The organism is Comamonas aquatica, from assembly GCF_018064205.1.
GTDB lineage: Bacteria > Pseudomonadota > Gammaproteobacteria > Burkholderiales > Burkholderiaceae_C > Comamonas > Comamonas aquatica.
In genome coordinates, this window is the sequence record NZ_CP072916.1 from 68,655 (window position 1) to 89,845 (window position 21,191).

General features: G+C 61.2%; 19 protein-coding genes and 1 pseudogene. 17 read left to right on the plus strand and 3 right to left on the minus strand.

Translation table 11 applies throughout. From position 1 onward, the window contains the following. Positions 1–7: 7 nt before the first annotated feature. Both KAQ61_RS00325 and lptM read right to left on the minus strand, forming a co-directional pair. Positions 8–838, minus strand: a complete 831-nt coding sequence (locus KAQ61_RS00325; RefSeq protein WP_210930134.1) for an oxygen-binding di-iron domain-containing protein — start codon at positions 836–838, stop codon at positions 8–10. A gap of 129 nt (positions 839–967) precedes the next feature. Further along, positions 968–1,165, minus strand: coding sequence for an LPS translocon maturation chaperone LptM (gene lptM, locus KAQ61_RS00330; RefSeq protein ID WP_081770784.1), 198 nt, complete (start codon positions 1,163–1,165; stop codon positions 968–970). A gap of 12 nt (positions 1,166–1,177) precedes the next feature. Here lptM and cyaY point away from each other — a divergent pair, with 12 nt between their 5' ends. After that, the gene (cyaY, locus tag KAQ61_RS00335; RefSeq protein ID WP_154164215.1) at positions 1,178–1,516 is read left to right on the plus strand and encodes an iron donor protein CyaY; all 339 of its coding nucleotides are present in this window, start codon (positions 1,178–1,180) and stop codon (positions 1,514–1,516) included. 75 nt (positions 1,517–1,591) lie between these two features. On the opposite strand, the gene KAQ61_RS00340 is transcribed toward cyaY, so the two are convergent. Further along, on the minus strand, positions 1,592–3,913 hold the full coding sequence (locus KAQ61_RS00340; RefSeq protein ID WP_210930135.1) for a penicillin-binding protein 1A: 2,322 nt from the start codon (positions 3,911–3,913) through the stop codon (positions 1,592–1,594). A gap of 308 nt (positions 3,914–4,221) precedes the next feature. Between KAQ61_RS00340 and KAQ61_RS00345 the strand changes: the two genes are divergently transcribed. The 16 genes and pseudogenes from KAQ61_RS00345 to KAQ61_RS19050 form a co-directional block, all read left to right on the plus strand. After that, positions 4,222–5,301: a pilus assembly protein PilM gene (locus KAQ61_RS00345; RefSeq protein WP_210930136.1), complete on the plus strand. Its 1,080-nt coding sequence runs from the start codon at positions 4,222–4,224 to the stop codon at positions 5,299–5,301. Beyond that, positions 5,298–5,909: a PilN domain-containing protein gene (locus KAQ61_RS00350; protein ID WP_210930137.1), complete on the plus strand. Its 612-nt coding sequence runs from the start codon at positions 5,298–5,300 to the stop codon at positions 5,907–5,909. The genes KAQ61_RS00345 and KAQ61_RS00350 overlap by 4 nt, the downstream gene beginning before the upstream one ends. Then, complete coding sequence (locus KAQ61_RS00355) at positions 5,906–6,586, plus strand: type IV pilus inner membrane component PilO (RefSeq protein ID WP_043385476.1); 681 nt, start codon at positions 5,906–5,908, stop codon at positions 6,584–6,586. Before KAQ61_RS00350 ends, KAQ61_RS00355 begins: the two co-directional genes overlap by 4 nt. Then, the gene (locus KAQ61_RS00360) at positions 6,583–7,131 is read left to right on the plus strand and encodes a pilus assembly protein PilP (RefSeq protein ID WP_042414400.1); all 549 of its coding nucleotides are present in this window, start codon (positions 6,583–6,585) and stop codon (positions 7,129–7,131) included. Before KAQ61_RS00355 ends, KAQ61_RS00360 begins: the two co-directional genes overlap by 4 nt. Continuing rightward, complete coding sequence (locus KAQ61_RS00365) at positions 7,131–9,200, plus strand: type IV pilus secretin PilQ (protein ID WP_042414397.1); 2,070 nt, start codon at positions 7,131–7,133, stop codon at positions 9,198–9,200. The genes KAQ61_RS00360 and KAQ61_RS00365 overlap by 1 nt, the downstream gene beginning before the upstream one ends. A gap of 73 nt (positions 9,201–9,273) precedes the next feature. Further along, entirely contained in the window at positions 9,274–9,825 is a 552-nt protein-coding gene (locus KAQ61_RS00370; protein ID WP_338026732.1) for a shikimate kinase, read from the plus strand. Between the two features lie 84 nt (positions 9,826–9,909). Next, a complete protein-coding gene (gene aroB / locus KAQ61_RS00375) occupies positions 9,910–11,043 on the plus strand; it encodes a 3-dehydroquinate synthase (protein ID WP_210930139.1) in 1,134 nt (377 codons plus the stop codon). 147 nt (positions 11,044–11,190) lie between these two features. Further along, on the plus strand, positions 11,191–12,366 hold the full coding sequence (locus KAQ61_RS00380; protein WP_244982949.1) for a deoxyguanosinetriphosphate triphosphohydrolase: 1,176 nt from the start codon (positions 11,191–11,193) through the stop codon (positions 12,364–12,366). Between the two features lie 118 nt (positions 12,367–12,484). Beyond that, on the plus strand, positions 12,485–13,102 hold the full coding sequence (locus KAQ61_RS00385) for a DUF1415 domain-containing protein (protein WP_042414389.1): 618 nt from the start codon (positions 12,485–12,487) through the stop codon (positions 13,100–13,102). Then, positions 13,102–14,028, plus strand: coding sequence for a class I SAM-dependent methyltransferase (locus tag KAQ61_RS00390; protein ID WP_244982950.1), 927 nt, complete (start codon positions 13,102–13,104; stop codon positions 14,026–14,028). The genes KAQ61_RS00385 and KAQ61_RS00390 overlap by 1 nt, the downstream gene beginning before the upstream one ends. 407 nt (positions 14,029–14,435) lie before the next feature. Continuing rightward, positions 14,436–15,929, plus strand: a complete 1,494-nt coding sequence (locus KAQ61_RS00395; RefSeq protein ID WP_210930141.1) for a TolC family outer membrane protein — start codon at positions 14,436–14,438, stop codon at positions 15,927–15,929. A gap of 52 nt (positions 15,930–15,981) precedes the next feature. Beyond that, complete coding sequence (locus KAQ61_RS00400) at positions 15,982–16,218, plus strand: hypothetical protein (protein WP_042414384.1); 237 nt, start codon at positions 15,982–15,984, stop codon at positions 16,216–16,218. Positions 16,219–16,236: 18 nt separating this feature from the next. After that, entirely contained in the window at positions 16,237–18,429 is a 2,193-nt protein-coding gene (locus tag KAQ61_RS00405) for a type I secretion system permease/ATPase (protein WP_420839363.1), read from the plus strand. Beyond that, positions 18,426–19,811, plus strand: coding sequence for an HlyD family type I secretion periplasmic adaptor subunit (locus KAQ61_RS00410; protein ID WP_210930142.1), 1,386 nt, complete (start codon positions 18,426–18,428; stop codon positions 19,809–19,811). Before KAQ61_RS00405 ends, KAQ61_RS00410 begins: the two co-directional genes overlap by 4 nt. 28 nt (positions 19,812–19,839) lie before the next feature. Further along, positions 19,840–20,466, plus strand: a complete 627-nt coding sequence (locus KAQ61_RS00415; protein WP_043385539.1) for a helix-turn-helix transcriptional regulator — start codon at positions 19,840–19,842, stop codon at positions 20,464–20,466. 219 nt (positions 20,467–20,685) lie between these two features. After that, positions 20,686–21,054: pseudogene (locus KAQ61_RS19050) on the plus strand (retention module-containing protein); the annotation flags it as partial. Positions 21,055–21,191 lie beyond the last annotated feature (137 nt).

A 21,191-nucleotide genomic window follows, 5' to 3' on the forward strand; every position in this document is an offset into this window, starting at 1 on the left:
GTGGTGCTCAGGGCGTGGCCACCGCCGGCTGGCCCGTGCGCATCTGCCGGGTGGCGGGATCGATCTGGGCCGAGGGGATCTGGTAGTGCTGCGCACCGAACAGGTCGATGCCGCACTCCAGGTTTTCAATCCAGCAGTAAAAGTCCTCGATCGCCCGCTTGCCGATGATGGGGGCACCGTGCTGGGGCACCAGCATCTGCACGTCCAGCTGGCGGGCCATCTGGGCCCACAGGCGCAGGATCTTGTTGGACACCATGTAGCGGCGGTGGAAGGCTTCCATGCGCGGGATGTGGCTGGGCATGTGAACCACGGGCTTGCGCGCCTCGGCCCCGGTGGTCATGGACACCGCCAGGTCGCCGGTGAAGAGGATGCGGCTGATCGGGTCGTAGAAGTGGAAGTTGCCCTCCGAGTGCATGAAGTGCGCCGGCAGCAGCAGCAGTTCGGTGCGCCCCAGCGGCAGGCGGCCGCCGCTGTCCGGCACCCCGATCACGCGGTCTTCGGTCTTGCCCACTTTGGTGAAGTGCGGCGCGAAGCGTTCCCAGACGCGCGAGATGACCAGAGATGCCTTGGTGCTGCTCATCCAGCGGTCCAGCGATGCGATGATGTCCGGGTCGGCGTGGGAGGCGATGACGTAAGAGAGCTTTTGCGGCGCAAAGTGCCGTGTCATGCCCATGAACAGCTCGTTGAAGGCCAGGTTGCCGCCGGGGTCGATGATGGCGCCGGTGCCATGGTCGACGATCAGGAACTGGTTGCACTGCACGGCCTGCCCATCTTCCTCCATGAGGTCGGTGAACATCAGGCAAGCGTGGGTCTTGTCACGGTAGAGTTCGATGGCCATCTGCAGGGGCGATGCGGAAAAAGGGCCCACTGTAGGAGACGTGGCCCGGCCAGCGCTTGATCAAGCGCAATCCTCCGTGTGCTGCGCACCCGGTCGGTGGGCGCAGACCGTCGCCCAGCCGCCGCAGGTTCAGCGTGCCGGCGCAGGTGGCGGGGTGGTGCCCGGCGCAGGGGTGTTCGGCAGCACTGTATCGGGCAGGGAGGCACGCCCTTGGGCCGCGGGGTCGGTGGGCAGGTACAAAGGTCCGCGCTGGCCGCAGGCTGCCAAGGCCGCCGTACAAACGGCAAGGGCAATGCACCTGACTAGAATTTGGGGAGCATTCAACATGAGTGGATTGTAATGACCGACCTTGAATATTTAGACAGAGCCGAGCAGTTGCTGCTGGCCGTGGAGCAGTCGTGCGATCGGCTCAACGATGAGACCGACGCAGACATTGATGCCCAGCGCGTGGGGGGGATGGTGACCTTGGTGTTTGCCAACCGCACGCAGATTGTGATCAACCAGCAAAAGCCGTTGCATGAAATCTGGATGGCGGCCAAGGCCGGCGGCTTTCACTACAAGTTCGATGGCCAGCACTGGCAGGACACCAAGGGCGGCGGTGAGTTCTTCGAGAACCTGAGCCGTTTTGCCAGCGCCCAATCGGGACTGACTCTGGCATTCACCGCCAAGACGGTCTGACGGCTGGCGGGTGATCGCCAAGCCCATGAATGAAAAAAGCCCGGTGGGTGACCACCGGGCTTTTTTGTGGGCGCATCAGTTGCGGAACAGGTCCAGGATGCGGCTGCGCTCTTCTTGCGGAGGCGCTTCCGTGGGCTGATCGGGGTTGAAGTACCCGGGGTTCATGCCCAGCGCGGTCACGCCGGCGCCGCCAGCATATTCCTCGTAGAACCATTCCCCCCCCATGTTCACCACCCCCGGAGGCACGGGGTAGGTGGCAACCGGCACGTCCTTGAGCGCGTGCTGCATGAAGCTGATCCAGATTGGCAGGCTGAGGCCGCCACCGGTTTCGCGCGAACCCAGGTTGCGCGGGGTGTCATAGCCAATCCATGTGATCGCGGTCAGCGTGGGCTGGAAGCCGGCAAACCAGGCATCGACCGCATCGTTGGTGGTGCCGGTCTTGCCGTAGATGTCCGGGCGCTTCAGCGTGGCCTGCGCGCGCGCTGCCGTGCCGGATTTGGCCACGGTCTGCAGCATGCTGTTCATGATGAAGGCATTGCGTGCGTCGATGGCCTGTGGCTGCTCTTCCAGCGGCTTGGGGGTGTAGGCCGACAGCACCTGGCCCTTGTGGTCCGTGATTTTGGAGATCAGCCAGGGGTTGATGCGGTAGCCACCATTGGCAAACACCGAGAAGGCGGTGGCCATCTGCATTGGGGTGACCGAGCCGGCGCCCAGGGCCATCGTCAGGTAGGCGGGATGGCGGCTGGCCTCGAACCCGAACCGGGTGACCCATTGTTGGCCGAACTGTGGGGTGGTGAACTCCAGCACGCGAATCGACGGGATGTTGCGCGATTTGGCCAGGGCCGTGCGCAGGGGCATCGGGCCTTCGAATTTGCCATCGTAGTTGCGTGGCTCCCATGGCTGGCCGCCGGTGACGTTGGCGCCGAAGAACATGGGCGCGTCATTCACCAGGGTGGCAGGGCCCACACCCTTCTCCAGGGCCGCCGAGTACAGGAACGGCTTGAAGGACGAGCCGGGCTGGCGCCATGCCTGGGTGACGTGGTTGAACTTGTTTTTCTGGAAGTCAAACCCACCGACCAGCGCGCGGATGGCGCCGGTGCGAGGGTCGACTGCGACAAACGCGCCTTCCACTTCAGGCAGCTGTGTGGCCGACCACTTGCCCTTGCCGGTTTCGATCACCCGGATCACGGCACCCGGGCGGATCTTGATGTTGGGGGCCGCCTTGTCGCTCAAGCCCGATTCCACGGGCTTCAGTCCGTCCCCGGTGATGACGATCTTCTCGCCGTCAGGGCGTTGCACGGTCATCGACTTGGTCGAGGCTTCCAGCACCACAGCGGCCAGCACATCCCCGTTGTCGGGGTGCTGGGCCAGGGTGTCGTCGATCACATCTTCCAGCGCCTGGGCATCGCTGGGCAAGGCAATGAACTTTTCGGGGCCGCGGTAACGCTGGCGCCGTTCGTAGTCCATGATGCCCTTGCGCAGTGCGGCATAGGCCACTTCCTGCTCGCCAGCGTTCAGGGTGGTGTAGACGTTCAGTCCGCGGGTGTAGGCATCGTCACCGTACTGGGCATAGACCAGCTGGCGGGCCATTTCGGCCACGTAGTCCGCGTTCACGCCCACGTTGTGGTTGGCGTTGCGCAGTTGCAGCGGCTCCTCACGCGCCAGGCGTGCCTGCTCGGGGGTGATGAAGCCGTTCTCTTCCATGCGGTCGATGATGTAGAGCTGGCGAATGCGAGCACGCTTGGGATTGCTGATGGGGTTGTAGGCCGAGGGGGCCTTGGGCAGCCCAGCCAGCATCGCAGCCTCGGCGATCGAGACATCCTTCAGGGGCTTGCCGAAGTAGACCTCGCTGGCCGCCGCAAAACCGTAGGCCCGGTGACCCAGGAAGATCTGGTTCATGTAGATCTCGAGGATCTTCTCCTTGGTCAGCAAATGTTCCAGCTTGAAGGTCAGTAGGATTTCATAGATCTTGCGCGTGTACGTCTTCTCGGAAGACAGGTATACGTTGCGGGCCACTTGCATGGTGATGGTCGATGCGCCTTGGCTCTTGACCTTGCCCAGGTTGGCCAAGGCCGCACGCAGCATGCCCTTGTAATCCACGCCGCCATGCTCGAAGAAGCGGGTGTCCTCGATCGCCAGGACCGCATCCACCATGACCTTGGGGATATCGTTGATGGGCGTGAGCGTGCGCCGCTCTTCGCCGAACTCTCCCAGCAGAGCGCCTTCGGCCGAGTAAATGCGCAGCGGCAGCTTGGGGCGGTAGTCGGCCAGCTCGGACACGTCCGGCAGGTTGGGATATGCCATCGCCAGGGCTACAGCAATCACCATGGCCAAGGCCAGCGCGCCAGCGACCGCCAGGCCAATCAGCCATAAAAAAGCACGCACCAGCCAGTGCATGCGTGCGTGTGGGGGGGTCTGAGGACGGGATGTGCTCTTATCTCGAGAGTCTGGAGAGGTAGGCATGACGCTCCACTCAAAAGGGGGAGACCATTATAGAAATGGTCAAGATTCAATGCGGTGAAACGGTGACGGTGCCCAGGCAGCTTGCGGAGCCCCTGGCGCGGTGAGCGCCAAAGCGTCTACTTTTGGCAACGATAGCGCAGCCGCCCGCTATGGGGAGGGCTTGGTTGATTTCTATCCTTACTGATAGCATGCCTCGAACTGCTAATTTCTATATCTCAAAATGAAACCGGAAGGGAGGGCCCTTGATATCTGTAGGTTCTCTATTTAGGCGCCAGCCCTCGCCGCTGATTGGCTTGGACATCAGTGCATCTGCTGTCAAGCTGGTCGAGTTGAATCAAGACGGTCAAGGTGAGTGGGTGCTGGAGCGGTGCGCGACAGAGCCCTTGGACGCGGACTGGATCGTGGATGGCAACATCGAGAAATTCGATGAAGTGGCCGACGCACTGCGGCGCCTGTTGAAGAAAAGCGGGACGCGGGCCAAGAACACGGCCCTTGCGTTACCTTATTCTGCAGTTATTACAAAAAGAATCATTTTGCCTGGCAGCCTCAGCGAGCAGGAGCTGGAGGTGCAGGTGGAGTCCGAGGCCAGCCAATACATTCCTTTCCCGTTGGACGAAGTGAGTCTAGATTTCTGTGTGGTGGGCGCGAACGCGAAGAACCCCAGCGACGTCGATGTGCTGCTCGCGGCCACACGCAAGGAACGGGTGGAAGAGCGCAACAACTTGGCGGTTTTGGTGGGGCTCAATCCGGTGGTGATGGACGTGGAGTCCTATGCCTCGCGTCTGGCGGCGGGGCGCTGGATTGCCAAGCTGCCGAATGCCGGCGCCGGTGAGCTGATTGCCTTGGTGAAGGTTGGTGCCCGCAACGTCAGCTTGCAAATCGTGTGTGACGATGAGGTTCTGCACGATAGCGAACAGGCATTTGGCGGTGCGCAGTTGACCCAGATGATTGCGCGCCACTACGGGGTGACGGTGGAAGAGGCGGAGCTGAAGAAAAGGACGGGTGACTTGCCGGCGGATTATCCCCAGGCCGTGCTTCAGTCTTTTGTTGGCAGCCTGGCCCAGGATATCGGGCGCGCCCTGCAGTTCTTCTATACCAGCACGCCCTATCACAGCGTGCAGCATGTGGTGCTGTTTGGCGGCACAGCAGGGGTGGCAGGTTTGGCCGAGGCGGTACAGGCGCAAACCGGCGTGCAGGCCCATGTGCTGAACCCCTTCGAGGGCATGAAGCTGTCGACGGGCGTGCTGCAGTCCCGACTGAAGCAGGATGCCTCCATGTACCTCACGGCTTGCGGCTTGGCGATGCGGAGGTTCCTGTCGTGATCTTGATCAATCTATTGCCCCACAGAGAGGCTGCGCGCAAGCGCCGCAAAGAGGCGTTTCAGGTCACCATGTTCTTGGCCGTGGTCGTGGGTCTGCTGGCGGCGGCCCTAGTCTATTGGTGGTTCCAATCGCGGATTGAAAACCAGCAAGATCGCAACGCCTACCTGAGCTCGCAAATTACCGTGCTGGACAAGCAGATCAAGGAAATTGCGGGCTTGGAAGGGGAAATCAATGCGCTGCGCGAGCGGCAGAAAGCGGTGGAGGCCTTGCAGGCCAACCGCAATTTGCCTGTGCATCTGCTGAATGAGCTGGTGCGCCAGCTCCCGGAAGGCGTGTACATCAGCTCGATCAAGCAAAACGGTCTGCAGGTCGAGATGAAGGGGGTTGCGCAATCCAACGAGCGTGTCTCGGAAGTGTTGCGCAATTTGTCTGGCAATACCGCCTGGTTTGCCAAACCTGATCTCAAAGAGATCGTGGCATCGACAGTGGCGTTGTCCCCGAAGGACCAACGCAAGGTGGTCAACTTCAATTTGAGCTTTTTGCTGGTGCTGCCTGTTGACGCAGAGTCTGGTGCAGCGGCTGTTGCGACTGGCGGGGCAAAACCATGAAATCCTCCAAAGTGCAGTTGAAGCTGGATGTCGCAGGGTATCTGGCCGATGCCAAGGCACAGTTCCAGGACCTGGATCCCAAGGATCCCTCACTGTGGCCCATCTTGCCCCGGGTACTGCTGTGCATCGCCATCACGTTGTTCACGGCGGGGGCAGCATGGTATTTCTACCTCAGCGACTTGGAAGTCGATTTGCAAAGCGAGCGCGATAAAGAGACCAGCTTGCGCGCAGACTACAGCAAGAAACTGCTCAAGGCAGTCAGCCTGGATGGCTTGAAGCAGCAGCGCGAGCAAGTGCAGCAATATGTGATCCAGCTGGAGAAACAGTTGCCCAGCAAATCGGAAATGGCGGCCTTGTTGTCTGATATCAACCAGGCTGGATTAGGGCGCAGTCTGCAGTTTGAACTGTTCAAGCCGGGTACCGAAGTCGTGAAAGACTTCTATGCAGAGTTGCCGATTGCCGTCAGGGTGTCCGGGCAGTTTCACGACATGGGCATGTTTGCGTCGGATGTGGCGCATTTGTCGCGCATCGTCACCCTGAATGACCTGTCGGTGGCGCCCAAAGGCAAGGATGGTGTGCTGACGCTGGATGCGACGGCCAAGACCTACCGTTACTTGGATCCCGAGGAGATCAGTGGACGGGCTGGCGCCCAAAAAACCAAGCGGGGTGGCAAATGATGAACCTCCGTAATGCGCGTTGGGTGGGCTGTCTGAGCGTTCTCCTGCTGCTGGGGTGCTCGGGGGATGAGCACGGGGACTTGCAGCAATGGGTGGCCGAACAACGGGCGGTGACCAAGCCCAGGATTCAACCACTGAAGGAACCTTCGGTTTTCACCCCGCAAGCTTATGTGGCGGCCGATGGTGCAGACCCTTTCAGCATGAGCAAGCTGACCCAGGTGCTGACCCGCGAATCGGCGCAAAACACCTCGAATATGGCGCTCTTGATCGCAGAGCAGGGGCGGCGCAAGGAAGAGCTGGAAAACTATCCCCTGGACAGCATGGTGATGGTGGGTAGCTTGCGCAAGGGCGGGCAGGATACCGCGCTGCTCAAGGTGAATCAGTTGATTTACCAGGTCAAGGCGGGCAACTATCTGGGGCAGAACTACGGGCGTATCGTCCAAATTGGAGAAAACAGCATCAAGCTGCGTGAAATCGTTCAGGACCCTGCGGGGGACTGGGTGGAGCGCATGACCACGCTGGATCTGCAAGAGGGGAATAAATAATGCTGAAAAAGAAAAATTGGCTGTCCGCGCGCTGGTTGGCCGTATCCATGACTGCGTTCTGTTCCTCATGGGCCTGGGCGGCCAGCATCCAGTCGGTCACGGGGTCGTTGCAGGCCGGCGGTGAGGTGGTGCGCATCGAGCTCTCCGAGCCCCTGAGTGCACCTGTCACCGGGTTTGCCATCCAGACGCCGGCACGCATTGCGCTGGATTTCCCGCAGACCAGCAATGCCCTGGGGCAATCGCTGGTGGAGATTCAGCAGGGCAACCTGAACACCGCGAATGTGGTGGAGGTCTCCGGCCGTACGCGGCTGGTGCTGAATCTCAAGACCGCGACCACCTACCGCACGGAAACCAAGGGCAACACCGTCCTGGTGTTCCTGGATCCGGTGCAGCAGGCCTCGGCGATTGCGCCCACGGAATCGCCCAACCGCCGTCTGGTGGCCAAGCCGGTTCAGCAGGATGGGGCAGTGGTCCTGAAGGATGTTGATTTCCGCCGCAGTGCCGATGGCGCTGGCCGTGTGGTGGTGGATTTGGGCTCGCCGATGGTGAGTGCGGATGTCCGCCCTGAAGGCAAGGGGATCGTGGTGGATCTGCTGAAGACCAGTTTGCCGGAAGGATTGCGCCGTCGTCTGGACGTCGTGGATTTTGGAACGCCGGTGCAGGTGGTGACATCCAGCCAGCAAGGCGATCGCGTGCGCTTGCAGGTCGAAGCGACCGGGGAGTGGGAGCACAGTGCCTACCAAAGTGACAGCCAGTTCGTGCTGGAAGTGCGTCCCAAGCGCGTGGATCCAACCAAGCTGAGCAAAGGCCCTGGCTTCACCGGCGAGCGCCTGTCGCTGAACTTCCAGAACATCGAAGTGCGGTCGCTGCTGCAGGTGATCGCCGATTTCACGAACTTCAACATCGTGACATCCGACACGGTGGGTGGGGCCCTGACCCTGCGGCTCAAGGATGTGCCCTGGGACCAGGCGCTCAATATCATCATGGAGGCCAAGGGCCTGGGCATGAAGAAAAACGGCAATGTGCTGTGGATTGCCCCCAAGGATGAGATCGATGAACGCACCAAGCGCGACTTTGAGGCGGCACGCAATATCGAGCAGTTGGAGCCTTTGCGCACCCAGGGCTTCCAGATCAACTACGCCAAGGCCGAAGATCTGAAAAAGCAGATTGCGGACAACAGTGGCTCCAGCGAAGCCAGCACGCGTTTCCTGTCGCAGCGCGGCTCGGCGATTGCTGAACCACGCACCAACCAGCTGTTTGTGACGGATACCGCCAAGAAGCTGGAGGAGATCGCCAACCTGCTGAAGAAGCTGGATGTGCCAGTGCGCCAGGTGCTGATCGAGGCGCGGATTGTCGAGGCGCGCGATACGTTCGGTCGCTCTCTGGGTGTCAAGTTTGGCGGGGGGTACCAAAGCCCTGGCCGCGGCAGCATCGGCACCGGCTATGCGCCGTATGGCACGACCACCAGCTCCCCATTTGTCAATTTGCCGGCCGGCCTGTCGACCGGGGGCACGCCTTCGTCGCTGGCGCTGAGCATCTTCAACTCTGGGCTGACGCGTTTCCTGTCGCTGGAGCTGTCCGCGATGGAGGCGGAAGGCGAAGGCAAGGTGATCTCCAGCCCGCGCCTGCTGACCGCCGACCAGACCCAGGCGGTGATCGAGCAAGGTACCGAGTACCCCTACACCCAGACCGCCCCGAATGGCGCCACCACGGTGGCCTTCAAGAAGGCCGTGCTGAAGCTGGAAGTGGTGCCGCAGATCACGCCCGAGGGCAACATCATTTTGGATCTGGACCTGAACAAGGACTCGCGCGGCGAAACCACGCTGCAGGGGGTGGCCATCGATACCAAGCACATCAAGACCCAGGTGCTGGTGGAAAACGGTGGCACGGTGGTGATTGGCGGTATCTTCGAGATGGAAGAAACCAACCAGGTCAACAAGGTGCCGGTCCTGGGGGATATCCCCGTGATGGGCAACCTGTTCAAAAGCCGCACGCGCGAGTCGACCAAGCGCGAGATGCTGGTCTTCATCACCCCGCGCATGGTGACCGATGCGATTGCCCGCAACTGACAGCGCGCAATGTCGGTGACAATCCAAGACCGCCGCAAGGCGGTCTTTGTCTATGCATGAACAGGATGCGGTTGTGCACTTTTCTCTGATCGGCCTTCCGGGCTCCGGCAAATCCACCATCGGGCGCCAATTGGCACGCCAGTGGCATCTGCCCTTCGTCGACTCCGACCATGTCATCGAGCAGCGCCTGGGCTGCACCATCAAGCAGTACTTTGCCGAGCATGGCGAAGCGGCGTTCCGCGACGTCGAGCAGCAGGTGCTGGCCGAGTTGCTGGCCGCCACGGCGCCCTGTGTGCTGTCCACCGGTGGTGGATCGGTGCTGCGCGCGGCCAACCGCCAAGCCTTGCAGGCCCACAGCACCGTGTTTTACCTGCAGTCCACGCCCGAGGACATTGCCCGCCGCCTGCGCAACGACACCACCCGGCCTTTGATGCAGGGGGACGATCCGCTGCAGCGCCTGCAGCAGCTGCTGGCGGTGCGCGGGCCGCTGTACCTGGCGACGGCCCACTATGTCGTGGATGCCGTTCGGCAAAACGCCAGCCAGGTCAGCCGCAAGATAGGGATGCAGGCCGAGCTGGCAGGCCTGCTGACGGGCCAGGGCGGCCCAGGGGCTGCGGCGGATTGAAGGTATAAATACGCCCCAATGCCACAGCGTGCAGCCGGGCTGCATGCTGTTCCCAGGCCGCGCTGGCCTGCCATGTTTGCCGAGATGCTTGCCGTGACCCAAACCCGCCACACCGTCCACATCGATTTGGGCGACCGCTCCTACCCCATCGTGATTGCTGCCGATCTGCTGGGGCAGGCCGCCACCTTCGCCGCCTGCCCCGATGCGGCGCAGGCCGTCATCGTTACCAACACCACGGTGCAGCCGCTGTATGCCGCGCAACTGCAGGCCGCACTGGCGGGCAAGTACCGCCAGGTGCACACCGTGGTGCTGCCGGATGGTGAAGCCCACAAGGACTGGCAGACGCTGAACCTGATTTTCGACGGCCTGCTGCAGCAAGGCTGCGACCGCAAGACGGTGCTGTTTGCGCTGGGGGGCGGGGTGGTGGGCGACATGACCGGCTTCGCCGCCGCCAGCTACATGCGTGGCGTGCCGTTCGTTCAGGTGCCGACCACGCTGCTGTCCCAGGTGGATTCCAGCGTCGGCGGCAAGACGGCCATCAACCACCCCCTGGGCAAGAACATGATCGGCGCCTTCTACCAGCCGCAGCTGGTGGTGTGCGATTTGGCCACGCTGGACAGCCTGCCCCAGCGCGAAGTCGCGGCCGGGCTGGCGGAAATCATCAAGTACGGCCCGATTGCCGACATGGCCTTCTTCGACTGGCTGGAAACCCACATTGATGCCTTGCGCCAGCGCGACCGCACGGCGCTGCTGCACGCCGTGCGCCGCAGCGTGGAGATCAAGGCCTGGGTGGTGGGCCAGGACGAGAAGGAAGCCGGCTTGCGCGCCGTCCTCAATTTCGGCCACACCTTCGGCCACGCCATCGAGGCCGGCATGGGCTACGGCAACTGGCTGCACGGCGAAGGCGTGGGCGCCGGCATGGTGATGGCCGCGCACCTGTCGCTGGAGCTGGGGCTGGTGGATGCTGCCTTCGTGCAGCGGCTGACGCGCCTGATCGAACGGGCCGGCCTGCCCACGCGCGGCGCCGTGCTGGATGCCGCAGACAACGCCGGTGCCTACCTGGCGCACATGCGCGTGGACAAGAAGGCCGAGGCGGGGAAAATCCGCTTTGTGCTGATCGATGGCCCGGGCAAGGCCGTGGTGCGCGCGGCGCCCGACGCGTTGGTGCGCCGCGTGATCGACACCTGCTGCGCCCAGGGTGTGGGCATTCAGGTGTAATCGAAAAAGATAGCTGCCAGCGCGCGCTGAACAAAGTTTTGGACTGCATAGTGGTCTGACTCCGTTGTTTAGCAAGCGCAAGCAGCTATGCTTTTGTCGAGCGCTGTGCGCTCGACACCTTGGGACGTGAAACGGGAGGAGCTGCGTTTGGCACTGCAAACCTTGTCGCCCTGGGCCTGCCAGCCCGAGCAATCGCGCGGCCGCCGGTATCCGGAAGACGCCGCCCCGACGCGCACCGAACACCAGCGTGACCGCGATCGCATCGTGCATTCCAGCGCCTTCCGCCGCCTGGTCTACAAAACCCAGGTGTTCGTCAACCATGAGGGCGACCTTTTCCGCACGCGCCTGACCCACTCGCTGGAGGTGGCGCAGCTCGGCCGATCGATTGCCCGGCCGCTGGGCCTGAACGAAGACCTGGTCGAGACCATCTGCCTGGCCCACGACCTGGGCCACACACCGTTTGGCCATGCTGGCCAGGATGAACTGAATGCCTGCATGCAGGCCTGGGGCGGGTTCGAGCACAACCTGCAAAGCCTGCGCGTGGTCGATGCGCTGGAAGAGCGCTACCCCCAGTACGAAGGCCTCAACCTGACGTTCGAGACGCGCGAGGGCATCCTCAAGCACTGCTCGCGCGCGAATGCGCTCAGGCTCGAAGCCCAGGAGCCGGGCGGCGTCGCGGCGCGCTTTCTCAGCGGACGGCAGACCTCGCTGGAGGGGCAACTGGCCAACCTGGCCGACGCGATCGCCTACAACGCCCACGACGTGGACGACGGCGTGCGCTCCGGCCTGATCACGCTGGAACAGCTGCAGGCCGTGCCCCTGTTTGCGCATTTCCATGCCCAGACCCTGGCGGCCTACCCGCAGCTGGCGCAGGCGTCGGAGCAGCGGCGCCTGCTGTACGAGACCATCCGCCGCATGCTCAGCGCCCAGGTGTACGACGTGATCGACACCACGCGCGCGCAGATTGCCCAGTCGGGCGTGGCGCACGTGGACGACGTGCGCGCCCAGGGGCAGCGGCTGGTGGCCTTCAGCGCCGGCATGCAGGCGCAGTCCCAGGCGCTCAAGCATTTCCTGTTCCACCAGCTGTACCGCCACGACCAGGTGATTCAGACCATGGACGCCGCCCGCCAGGTGGTGCGCGAGCTGTTTGCCGCCTACCTGCAGCAGCCGGCGATGATGAAACCGCGCTTCGCCCAGCGCGCGCTGCAGGCGGACCAGGAGGCGGTCAAGGCCCGCGCCGTGGCCGACTTTGTGGCCGGCATGACGGACCGTTATGCCTCCCGAGAGCACGAACGCATCACGGGGCGCCAGCTGCTGGGCTGACGGGCGGGTGGAGTGGCGGCAATCCCAAGCGGTCTGCACCGCCAAGCCCGGCTGGCTAGAATTTGCAGCACAACACAAGAGGGGGCATGGTGCCCCCATTTGTTTTTAAGGCCGACCTATGACCGACACCTCCACCGAACGCTCCTTTCCTGAAGACATCGTGATCGCCGACACGGTGCGCTGGCTGGAAAAGGCCGTGATCGGCCTGAACCTGTGCCCGTTCGCCAAGAGCGTGCATGTCAAAGGGCAGATCCACTACGTGGTCAGCCAAGCCACGGACGCGGAAGGCGTGGTCATGGACCTGCACCGGGAGCTTGAGGCGCTGGCCGAAATCTCGCCCGACAAGCGGGACACCACCTTGCTGATCCTGCCGCAGGCGCTGCAGGAGTTCCTGGACTTCAACGACTTCCTGGAGGTGGCTGACGCCATGGTGGAAGAGCTGGAGCTGGGCGGCATCCTGCAGGTGGCATCCTTTCACCCGCGTTTCCAGTTCGAAGGCACGGACGTGGACGACGTCACCAACTGCACCAACCGTGCCCCCTATCCCACGCTGCACCTGCTGCGTGAAGACAGCATCGACAAGGCCGTGGAGGCTTTCCCAGAAGCCGAGACCATCTACGAGCGCAACATGGAAGTGCTGGAGCAGATGGGCATCGAAGGCTGGCTGGACCTGGACCTGGCGGCACGCTGCCCGTTCACCGGCCGCGATGCCACGCCCCCAACCGAGAAAGATTGATGAGCAGACACGACAAGGCCGGCAAGACCCCGGCAAAAACCGCGGGTGGCAAGCCCACCCCCCAAGACATCGCCACGCAGCTGGAGCTGAAACCCGGCCAGAGCATCGAGCTGCTCAAGGCGCTGCACATCCTGACGCGCGACGGCAAGCTCAACCAGGACTCGCGCCGCAAGCTCAAGCAGGTCTACCACCTCTACCAGTTCATCGAACCCATCCTGCAGGAGCTGGGGCAGGGCGGCCAGGCCCTCACGCTGGCCGACCATGGCGCCGGCAAGTCCTACCTGGGCTTTATCCTGTACGACCTGTACTTCAAGGCCCAGGCGCAGGGCCACATCTACGGCATCGAAACCCGTGCCCCCCTGGTCGAGGCCTCGCAGAAGCTGGCGGCCGAGCTGGGCTTTGCGCGCATGCATTTCCTGAACATGTCGGTGGCCGAATCCACGCGTGCCGATGCCATGCCCGAGCGTTTTGACGTGGTCACGGCGCTGCACGCCTGCGACACCGCCACCGACGACGCCATCGCGTTTGGTTTGGAAAAGAAGGCCAAGGCCATGGTCCTGGTGCCCTGCTGCCAGGCCGAAGTGGCTGCCTGCTTGCGCCAGACCAAGGCGCTGAGCCTGTCGCGCACCCCACTGGCGGAGCTGTGGCGTCACCCCATCCACACGCGGGAAATGGGCAGCCAGATCACCAACGTCCTGCGCTGCCTGTACCTGGAGGCCAGCGGCTACCAGGTGACCGTGACCGAGCTGGTGGGCTGGGAACACAGCATGAAGAACGAGCTGATCGTGGCGCGCTACACCGGGCACAAGAAACGCAGCGCGGCCGAGCGCCTGCAACAGCTGCTGGCCGAGTTCGGGCTGGAAACCCTGGCACAGCAGCGCTTCAAAGTGGCGTTGCCGAAGAGTGGGGATGCGGGCGAAGTGTAGTTTTTTGTATACAGTCGCCCAAAAAGTTGATTAGCGACAAACTCCTAAAATGATAGCTTCAAGCGCTTGTTTTTAAAGTTTTTCAACAATATTTTGTGTTGAACTCATTTTGATGCAAGCGTTTTTTGCTATAAAAAACGAAGTGCAAAAGATTATTGGAAACAGAAAGACAATGTTTTTATTGGTTGTTTTGCTATTGAGTTTGTGTAGTGATAGTTTTTTTGTTCTTGTAGGATTTTTCCTGCATCCATGCGGGACAAAGGATGTGACGTAGATAAACGGCTTGGTGATGGTTGTATTTTTTTGCGTAAGTAAATTAAAGTTTATGCAAATTTAAATATTTGCCTTCTGCTGATTAGTTTTTTCAATCAGTCGGGGCCAGTTGCAACTCACTGAGAGAACCTCTTATGAAAATGCGTCAACTCCCTCGCCTGATGGCCTCCCTGGGCTTCACGTCCCTTGCCGTGGGTGCCTGGGCCCAACAGGCGGCCCCCGCGCCTGCAGCGCAGGCCCCGGTTGTGGCCCAGCCACAGCTCAACCAGGTTGTGGATCGTGCCATCACGTCCCACCCTGAAATCATGGCCCGCTACCATGACTTTGTCTCGTCGCTGGAAGACCAGAACATCGCCCGTGCCGGCTGGCGCCCCCAGGTGACTGCTTCGGGCTGGGTGGGCAAGGAATGGCGCAGCAACATTGAAAACGTCCCCTCCTACAACTGGAGCCGACCCGGCTGGAACCTGGAGTTGCGCCAGCTGATTTTTGATGCGGGCGCCACGACCAACCGCATCCGCCAGTTCGGCTTCGAGAAGCTGTCCAAGTACTACGACCTGCGTGCCACGACCAATGCCCTGGCCAACGAGGCCGTAGGGGCCTACCTGGACGTGCAGCGTTATCGCACCATGCAGACCCTGGCGCAGGACAACTTCTCCATGCACCAGACCACGCTCAACCAGTTGCGTGAGCGCCAACAGTCGGGTGTCGGACGTGGCGTCGATATGGAACAGGCCAGTGGTCGCCTGTCGCTGGCACAGACCAACCTGATGACTGAGAGCAACAACCTCAACGATGTCACCCAGCGCTACCGCCGTCTGGTCGGTGAGTACCCTCCAGCACAGATGGAACCCGTGCCAGCTGCCGTGACCGGTCTGCCCGTGGTCGGTCAGACCAAGAACTTCGAGGATGCCCTGCGCGCCAATCCGACCATCTTGTCCAAGCAAGCATTGGTCCAGGCCGCCGAGGCCGGCGAAAAGGTCGCCAAGGCTGCGTTCGCCCCCACCGTGGACCTGCGCGCTTCCACCGGCCGTGATCGCGAGCAGCCCGGCGCCTTGTACCGCGACGTGCAAAGCTCTCGCGTGCAGCTGATGCTGACATATCCCCTGTACCGTGGTGGTGCCGATTCCGCACGCATCCGCCAGACCGCTGCGCAAAACTATGCCGCCCGGGATGTGCGTGACTACACCTGTCGCAACGTGCAGCAAGAGTTGTCGATTGCCTGGAACAACATCCAGCGTTTGCGCCAGCAACTGCCCTTCCTGCGCGAGCACGAGCTGTCGACATCCAAAGTCCGAGTGGCTTACCAGCAGCAATTCAGCATTGGCCAGCGGTCGCTGCTGGACTTGCTGGATACCGAGAACGAGCTGTTCAATGCCCGTCGCGCGCTGCTGAATGCCGAGTACGACCTGAAGAAGGCCGAGTACTACTGGCTGACACTGTCCAGCCAGGTGCTGCAGACCCTGGGTCTGGCGCAGCCTTACAACGACAACCAGCCGGAAGAGCAGCAAAACCTGGTCTTGCCTGACGATCCCGTCATGGCTTGCTCCGATGCGCTGCCAGACACCAGCAACTTGACACCTGTGGCCCTGCAGCAGACCGGTTCATCCACGCCGCGCACCCCTAACTGATCACGTCCCCCGGCTGCAGGGGATATGCAGCGCCCTTGTGAGGGAGGGCAGTATGGCAACAAAAGATGCAAACGATGGACCGCGTAAAGGCCAGCAAGACTTCTCCGCCCTGGATGATGATTTCATCCGGGTGCTGGAGGATTTGATTGATGCTTTGCTGAGCAATGGCACGCTGCGATTGACCGATCTGCCGCCCCAGGCGCTGGAAAAGCTCAATCGCCGCAAGCAGGTGCGCGAACGTTTGCGCAACTCGCTGGACTTGCTGCCCGATGACGACGGTCTGATCTAACACGACAGAGCAACTCCTATGGATACTTCCCAAGAGACCCTGTCGGCCCCTGCTGCGATGCCTGTCGCAGATCGACTGCCTCCGCACAGCACACAGGATGATCCTTTGCTGGATTGCCTGGTGGAAATCACCCGCATGCATGGCACGCCCTACACCGCGCAGGCGTTGAGCAATGGCTTGCCATTGGAAAACAATCGCCTGACGCCGTCGCTGCTGGAGCGTGCCGCAGCCCGCGCCAAGTTCAGCTCCCGCATTCTGCGGCGCGCGTTGCAGGGCATACCGAGCGGATTGCTGCCCGCAATTGTGTTGTTGCATGACAGCCGCGCAGCCATCTTGCTGGAAGAGCGTGAAGATGGCTCGTTCCTGCTGCAGTTCCCCGAAGTCAGCAGCCCGGTCGAGATGACAGCGGCAGAGCTGCAGGCCGTCTACACCGGCTATCTTTGCTTTGTCCGGCCTCAGTTCCGCTTTGAAAAGCGGGCGTCGCAGGGCGTGGAGGGCAAGCAGGGGCACTGGTTCTGGTCCGCAGTGCTGGACAACAAGCGTCTGTACCGGGATGCGCTGCTCGCGGCGGTGCTCATCAACCTGTTTGCGCTGGCGATTCCCCTGTTCAGCATGAATGTGTATGACCGCGTGGTGCCCAACAATGCGGTAGAGACGCTGTGGGTGCTGGCCCTCGGCGTGGCCCTGATCCTGTTCTTCAACTTTGTGCTTGCGACGGCGCGGGCCTATGTGGTTGACACCGCGAGCAAGCGCATCGACGTGCAGCTTTCCGCACAGATCATGGAGCGTGTCCTGGATTTGCGGATGGAAAGCCGTCCAGCATCGGTGGGCTCGTTTGCTGCCAACCTGCGGTCGTTTGAATCGGTGCGCGACTTCATCGCCTCGGCCAGCCTCACCACCTTGGTCGACCTGCCGTTTGTGCTGCTGTTCCTGGTGGTGTTGGCCTGGATTTCACCCTGGATGGTGCTGCCGCCGGTCGTGGCGATCGGATTGGTTTTGCTGGTTTCGTTCTTTGCGCAATCCAGCCTGGAAAGCTTGACGGTCAAGACCTTCCAGGCCACGTCACAACGCAATGCGCTGTTGGTGGAGGCGCTGACCAATCTGGATGCCGTCAAGACCTTGAATGCCCAAGGCGGCGTGCAGCGCCTGTGGGAGAGTGCATCGCAGTACATCGCCCTGATTGGGGGCAAGATCAAGCTGATTTCTTCAGCCAATGTGAATTTCGTGCAGGTGATGCAGCAACTGGTGACGGTGGCGGTCGTGGTCATCGGCGTGTACCTGGTGCAAGGCGCCCAGCTGTCGATGGGGGGGATCATTGCTGCCTCAATGATTGCTGGGCGCTGCATTTCTCCGCTCGGTCAGGTGGCTGGCTTGATGATGCAGTACCACAATGCTCGCACTTCGCTGGCTTCTATCGACAATTACATGAAGATGCCTGTGGAACATGGCGCCGATAAAGAGTTTGTGGCGCGGCCCGTCATCAAGGGCGGCGTGGAGTTTCGGCAGGTCAGCTTTACCTATCCTGGTCAGGAGCAGCCTGCGCTGACGGGCGTGAGCTTTCAGGTGCGGCCGGGTGAAAAGGTCGGGGTGATCGGCCGTATCGGCTCCGGCAAGACCACCCTGGAAAAGCTCATTCTGGGCCTGTACCAGCCCACGGAGGGCGTGATCCTGGTCGATGGTGTGGATGTGCGCCAGATGGATCCAATCGATTTGCGGCGTTCGATTGGCCATGTGCCGCAGGACCCGATGCTCTTTTACGGCAGCCTTAAGCACAACCTGCTGGTGGGGGCTCCGTACGCTTCTGAAGGCGACATGCTGCATGCTGCGCAGATCGCCGGCGTGGATGAATTCGCTGCCGAGCATCCGAAAGGCTACGACATGGCGATTGGCGAACGTGGCGAATCTCTGTCCGGGGGGCAGCGCCAGTCGATCGCCGTCGCCCGCGCCTTGATCCAGGACCCTCCAATCCTGTTGCTGGATGAGCCCAGCAGCAATTTGGACAACCAAAGCGAAGCCTTGCTAAGACAGCGCTTGCAGCGCGCCAGTGCCGACAAGACGATCATCTTGGTCACGCACAGAACCGCGTTGCTGGAACTGGTCGATCGCTTGATCGTGATTGATTGCGGAAAAATCGTGGCTGATGGTGCCAAGGAACAGGTGATCCAAGCGCTCAAATCGGGCCGGATCGCACGGGCGGGAGGGCGCACATGAAGCGGCCTGAGAGCAAACCCAGCAGCTGGAAGCAGCGCTGGGAGAACTGGCTGGTCGAGGGGGATGCCAAGAAGGACACATTGGCGGCCTCCGACCTGGCCGCGGATGCCCAATGGGCTGCCAGCCAGCAGCAGGCCAAGGGATCGCGCATCTTGCTGTGGAGTTCCCTGCTGTGCGTGCTGGTGCTTTTGATCTGGGCCAGCCTGGGCTATATCGACGAAGTGGTGCGTGGCCAGGGCAAGGTGGTGCCATCGCGGCAGGTGCAGGTGGTGCAAAGCCTCGATGGCGGGGTCGTGGAGGAGATTTTGGTGCGGCCCGGTCAACGGGTGGATGCCGGACAGGTCTTGCTGCGGCTGGATCCTACGCGTTCCACAGCTTCGCTCGGAGAGAACAAGGCTGAGACCTTGGCGTTGAAAGCCAAGGCCGCGCGTTTGGAGGCGCTGGCCACGGGTGAGCCTTTCAAGGCCCCCGATGATGTGCTTAAACAGGCGCCGAATGTGGTCGAGATGGAGCGGCGAGTGTGGGAAAGCAAAACCCAGGAATTGCAGACCGCTATCAGTATTGCGCGTGACCAATTCAATCAGCGGCAGCAGGAGCTTCGCGAGACCATGGCCAACCGCGATCAGGCTGCATCCAGCTGCAGTTTGACTTCCGAGGAGTTGCGGGTCACCAAGCCTTTGCTGAGCAGTGGCGCTGTGTCGGAAGTGGATCTGCTGCGCTTGCAGCGTGATGTGGCCCGTTTTTGTGGCGAGGCCAAGGCCGCAGGTGCGCAGATCGGTCGCATCCAGGCGGCCATCCAGGAGGCTGAACGCAAGGTCCAGGAGTCCGAGCTGAACGCTCGCAACCTGGCCCGGGTGGAACTGTCGGAGACCCGGGGTAAGCTTTCGTCCTTGGAGCAAGGACAGCTGGCGCTGCAGGATCGTGTCAAGCTGGCAGAGGTGCGCTCGCCTGTGCGGGGCACGGTCAACAACCTGATGGCCAACACCGTCGGTGGGGTGGTGCAGCCGGGCAAGGACATTCTAGATATTGTCCCTATGGATGACACCTTGCTGCTGGAGGTGCAGATCAACCCGAAGGACATCGGTTTTCTGCATTTTGGTCAGAAGGCCGAAGTCAAGTTCACCGCGTATGACTTTGCAATATACGGCGGGCTGGCAGGCAAGGTGGAGCAAATTGGTGCCAACACGATCACCGATGAGAAAGGCAACTCTTTTTATATCGTGAAGGTTCGGACCGATCGTGCCCATGTGGGCGATGACTCGCGGCCGATCATTCCAGGCATGCAGGCAGAGGTGCATATCCTGACGGGGCAGCGCACCCTGATGCAGTACCTGCTTAAACCTATTTTGCGGGCCAAAGCAAATGCTTTCACAGAGCGTTGAGCTTGCGCTTCAAGCACGCGAGGAAAAGATGCAAGTACAGCCTATTTTGGTGGTGACACAGGACGCAGGTCTATGGCAGAGCTGGCAGCTGTTGGCGCAATCTGGCAAGCAACCCTATCGCGGGGTCGGCATGCAGGACATGCTCAATTGGAAAGCCAGAGGGCATCGGCTGGTGATTGTGGATATGGCACTCCTGAAGCAACTGGGCGCCGAAGAGCAATGGTCGACGTACTTTGATGGGCTGTGCGTGTTGGTGCTGAGCGCCCACATGAGTGATACCGAAGGGCAATTGGTGCTGGCCAAAGGGGCCAGCGGCTATGCCCATAGCCATTTGCCGATGGAGTCCTTGGCCCTGGTCATCAGCAGTTTGGAGAGTGGAGCCATCTGGCTGGGCCGCAGCCTGCTACAGAAAATGCTCCACGATATTGACCAACGGTTGCCGGTGGCTACGGCCAACGACTGGGCGCAAGCACTGTCTAGCCGGGAGGCTGAAGTGGCTCGCCTGGCGGCGGTGGGGCACAGCAATGCGGACATCGCCCAAAAGCTATTGATCACCGAGAGAACCGTACGGGCCCATCTGTCGGCAGTGTTTGAAAAGCTGCATGTCGATGACCGTCTTCAACTGGCGCTCCAAGTGCATGGTATTCGCCGTTAGCACCCTTGAGTTTTGTAGGAAAAAGTCTTGTTGTGCTGAAAGTTGATGGCGCCTTGGGCGCCATTTTTCGTTCTTCAAATGTCTTGTTCTCTGTGCGTCTGTCTGAAGGCCGTATTTGTATTGGCTTTGTAGCCAATAGTTTTCCAAGTGCTTGTGTCTTAGCATTTTCTCCAAGGGTGGCGCATCGCGTCAGTGATCTCGATATTTTGGAGAAATGTCATGGCCAACACTTTTGCATTGATCACCAAGCTGGAAGGGCAAGCTTGGATTCGTGACGCTGACGGCAATCTGCAGCCTTTGCGGGTCGGGATGCGCATTCCCGTGGATGCAGAAATCATCACGGCGGCTGGCGCTCAGCTGTTTTTGCAAGGCAGTGAAAACGGTGTCTTGCAAGTCGCTGAAAACCAGCAGTTCAAACTGGCTGATGATTTGTTCAAGACGGCGGATCCTGCGGAATCAGCGCTGGTCAATCCTGCAGATACGGATGTCAATGCATTGATTACGGCGCTGAATCAAGGCCAGGATCCCTTGGCGCAGTTGGATCCCACTGCGGCAACCCTGGCTGGCGGTGATGGTGCAGGCAGCACCTATGTGCGCTTGTCCAGCGTGATTGAAAACACAACGCCCCTCGCCTTGCAATACCCACGCTCTGTGTCGACACCAACGGCAGATGTCATTTCGGGCGGGGTGATTGCGCCAGAAGAGCCCGCGCCACAGGCTGGGGT

Excerpts from the sequence above, each read along its gene's own strand:
- KAQ61_RS00385 (WP_042414389.1), top strand. The coding sequence starts at position 12,485 with ATGACCGACACCTCCACCGAACGCTCCTTTCCTGAAGACATCGTGATC.
- KAQ61_RS00360 (WP_042414400.1), top strand. The coding sequence starts at position 6,583 with ATGATGAACCTCCGTAATGCGCGTTGGGTGGGCTGTCTGAGCGTTCTC.
- cyaY (WP_154164215.1), top strand. The coding sequence starts at position 1,178 with ATGACCGACCTTGAATATTTAGACAGAGCCGAGCAGTTGCTGCTGGCC.
- KAQ61_RS00415 (WP_043385539.1), top strand. The coding sequence starts at position 19,840 with ATGCAAGTACAGCCTATTTTGGTGGTGACACAGGACGCAGGTCTATGG.
- KAQ61_RS00410 (WP_210930142.1), top strand. The coding sequence starts at position 18,426 with ATGAAGCGGCCTGAGAGCAAACCCAGCAGCTGGAAGCAGCGCTGGGAG.
- KAQ61_RS00355 (WP_043385476.1), top strand. The coding sequence starts at position 5,906 with ATGAAATCCTCCAAAGTGCAGTTGAAGCTGGATGTCGCAGGGTATCTG.
- KAQ61_RS00365 (WP_042414397.1), top strand. The coding sequence starts at position 7,131 with ATGCTGAAAAAGAAAAATTGGCTGTCCGCGCGCTGGTTGGCCGTATCC.
- lptM (WP_081770784.1), bottom strand. The coding sequence starts at position 1,165 with ATGTTGAATGCTCCCCAAATTCTAGTCAGGTGCATTGCCCTTGCCGTT.
- aroB (WP_210930139.1), top strand. The coding sequence starts at position 9,910 with ATGCTTGCCGTGACCCAAACCCGCCACACCGTCCACATCGATTTGGGC.
- KAQ61_RS00340 (WP_210930135.1), bottom strand. The coding sequence starts at position 3,913 with ATGCACTGGCTGGTGCGTGCTTTTTTATGGCTGATTGGCCTGGCGGTC.
- KAQ61_RS00405 (WP_420839363.1), top strand. The coding sequence starts at position 16,237 with ATGGATACTTCCCAAGAGACCCTGTCGGCCCCTGCTGCGATGCCTGTC.
- KAQ61_RS00325 (WP_210930134.1), bottom strand. The coding sequence starts at position 838 with ATGGCCATCGAACTCTACCGTGACAAGACCCACGCTTGCCTGATGTTC.
- KAQ61_RS00395 (WP_210930141.1), top strand. The coding sequence starts at position 14,436 with ATGAAAATGCGTCAACTCCCTCGCCTGATGGCCTCCCTGGGCTTCACG.
- KAQ61_RS00400 (WP_042414384.1), top strand. The coding sequence starts at position 15,982 with ATGGCAACAAAAGATGCAAACGATGGACCGCGTAAAGGCCAGCAAGAC.
- KAQ61_RS00390 (WP_244982950.1), top strand. The coding sequence starts at position 13,102 with ATGAGCAGACACGACAAGGCCGGCAAGACCCCGGCAAAAACCGCGGGT.